This is a genomic window from Microbacterium sp. ISL-103 (assembly GCF_018613995.1).
In the GTDB taxonomy this organism is placed as follows: Bacteria; Actinomycetota; Actinomycetes; order Actinomycetales; family Microbacteriaceae; genus Microbacterium.
In genome coordinates, this window is the sequence record NZ_JAGGPD010000548.1 from 1 (window position 1) to 2,166 (window position 2,166).

2 protein-coding genes are annotated in these 2,166 nt (G+C 71.1%); both read left to right on the forward strand.

Features of this window, described 5'->3' with window-relative positions; genetic code table 11:
- Positions 1–4: 4 nt before the first annotated feature.
- A complete protein-coding gene (locus J7E68_RS17435) occupies positions 5–940 on the forward strand; it encodes a MoxR family ATPase (protein ID WP_251049109.1) in 936 nt (311 codons plus the stop codon).
- Positions 941–2,166 (forward strand): DUF58 domain-containing protein (locus tag J7E68_RS17440; protein ID WP_215174730.1); only part of this gene is annotated, 1,226 nt, incomplete at its 3' end. It lies immediately after the preceding gene.

Genomic DNA, 2,166 nt, shown 5'->3' on the forward strand with positions numbered 1-2,166 from the left:
CGAACTGCGTCAGGCAATGCATCGCGTGCGCACCGAGGTCGACAAGGCCGTGGTCGGCCAGGCCGGCACGGTGACGGGGCTTCTGGTATCCCTGCTGGCGCGCGGTCATGTGCTTCTCGAGGGTGTCCCCGGTGTCGCCAAGACCCTGGTGGTCCGTTCGTTCGCCCGCGCCCTCGGTCTCGACACGAAGCGCGTGCAGTTCACCCCCGACCTCATGCCGGGCGACGTGACCGGCTCGCTCGTGTACGACGCACGCACCGGAGAGTTCGATTTCCGTGCCGGGCCGGTGTTCACCAACATCCTGCTCGCGGACGAGATCAACCGCACGCCTCCGAAGACCCAGGCGGCACTGCTGGAGGCGATGGAGGAGCGCCAGGTGTCGGCCGACGGCGTCAGCCGACCGCTGCCCGAGCCGTTCCTCGTCGCCGCCACCCAGAACCCGATCGAGCACGAGGGCACGTATTCGCTGCCCGAGGCGCAGCTCGATCGCTTCCTGATGAAGCTCGTGGTGGGCATGCCCGAACGGGATGCCGAGGTGTCGGTGCTGCGCAAGCACGCCTCAGGGTTCTCGCCGCGCGAGCTCACCGGAGTCGAGTCCGTCGTCTCCGCGGATGAGATCCGGGCCGCGCAGAACGCCGCGGGACGCGTGGACGTCACCGACGACGTGCTCGGCTACGTCGTCGATCTCGCACGCGCCACCCGTCAGTCGCCCTCGGTCGAGCTCGGCGCGAGTCCCCGCGCCTCGACGGGGCTGCTGGCCGCGGCCAAGGCATGGGCGTGGCTCAATGCCTCGACCGCGGTGACACCCGATCACGTGCAGACGATGCTCGTACCCGTCTGGCGTCACCGCCTGCAGCTGCGCCCCGATGCCCAGATGGAGGGGGTCTCGGCGGATGCCGTGCTCACCTCCGTCGTCCAGCAGACCAGGGTGCCGATCTAGGTGTTCGTCACCGGTCGTCTCTCCCTGGCCGTCGCCATCGGGATCGTCCCGTTGGTCGTCGCCGGACTCGCGGGCTACCCGCCATATGCCGCACTCGGCATCTGGGTCGGGCTCTGCGCGGTGCTCGTGGTCGTCGACGTGCTGCTCGCTCCGAGTCCGCGAGCGGTGGTGGTCACCCGGCGAGTCCCGGCACGCGCAAGGCTCGGCGAGCCGGTGCCGGTCAGCGTCGCACTCCACAACCAGGGGCCGCGCACTCTGCACGCGCTGATCCGCGATGCCTGGCAGCCGACTGCCGGCGCCGGCGCCGATCGGCAGCGCGTCAGCGTGCCGGCCGGCGAGCGCAGGCGCATCGCGATTCCGCTGCTCCCCCGACGTCGGGGCGAGCTGACGAGCGAGTTCGTGATGATCCGTTCTCGGGGTCCCCTCGGACTCGCCGGTCGGCAGGCGCGCCACGGCGTCCGCGGCACGATCCGTGTGCTCCCTGCGTTCTCGTCGCGCAAGCATCTGCCCTCCCGCCTGGCCCGACTGCGCGAGCTCGACGGCAACACCAGCATCCAGGTGCGTGGCCAGGGCACGGAGTTCGACTCGCTCCGCGAGTACGTCCGAGGCGACGACGTCAGATCGATCGACTGGCGTGCCACGGCGCGAGCCGGCACCACGATGCTGCGCACATGGAGGCCCGAGCGCGACCGCCACGTCGTCATCATCATCGACACCGGCCGCACCGCCGCTGCGCGCGTGGGCGACGGAACCAGGGTCGATGCGGCACTCGAAGCCTCGCTGCTGCTGGCCGCCCTGGCCGCCCGCGCAGGCGACCACGTGCACCTTCTCATGTACGACCGCGTCGTGCGTGCACGCGTGACCGGGGTTGAGGGCGCCGCGCTCCTTCCCGCGCTGACGGATGCGATGGCGCCGGTGCACGCACGCCTGGTCGACACCGACTGGCCGGGGGCCTTCGCCGCCGTGCGCACCCTCACGACCCGACCCGCTCTGATCGTGGTGCTGACGGCGCAGGACGCCGCAGAGTCCGCTCGCGGTTTCCTCGGCGCGTTCCCGAACGCTTCGAGGGCGACCTCGATCCTGGTCGGCTCGGTGACGGATGACGGCATCTCGGAGCTCGCGAGGCAGCGCGGCTCGCGCGAGGAGATCTACCTAGCGGCGGCCGCAGAGCGCACGATGCGCGATGCCGAGAACGTGGCGGATGCGGTGCGCAGGGCCGGAGGCGA